This is a genomic window from Bacillus sp. SIMBA_074 (assembly GCF_046534555.1).
GTDB classification, from domain to species: domain Bacteria; phylum Bacillota; class Bacilli; order Bacillales; family Bacillaceae_G; genus Bacillus_A; species Bacillus_A mycoides.
Genome location: NZ_JAWRYM010000760.1, coordinates 1 through 259, shown reverse-complemented (window position 1 = coordinate 259; position 259 = coordinate 1). Strand labels below are relative to the sequence as shown.

1 protein-coding gene is annotated in these 259 nt (G+C 45.2%); it reads left to right on the top strand.

Annotated elements, in window-relative coordinates; genetic code table 11:
* Positions 1-259, top strand: a 259-nt coding sequence (locus SB773_RS32825; RefSeq protein WP_410594587.1) for an L-serine ammonia-lyase, iron-sulfur-dependent, subunit alpha, incomplete at both ends; no start/stop codon positions are given.

Below are 259 nucleotides of genomic sequence, written 5' to 3'. Positions count from 1 at the left end.
AGCAGAGTTGGTTGAACTTGCTGAAAGTAGAAATGTAAAAATCGCGGAAATCATGATTTTACAAGAAATGGAGTTCTCAAGCCTGTCGAGAGAACAGGTCATTGAAAAGATGGACAGGAATTTGACAGTGATGGAGCAAGCGGTTGAGAGAGGTCTTAAAGGGGTGCAATCCGTTACAGGTCTAACCGGCGGGGACGCCGTTCTTTTGCAAAATTATATCAAAACAGGCAAGGCACTCGGGGGCAACTTGCTACTGGAT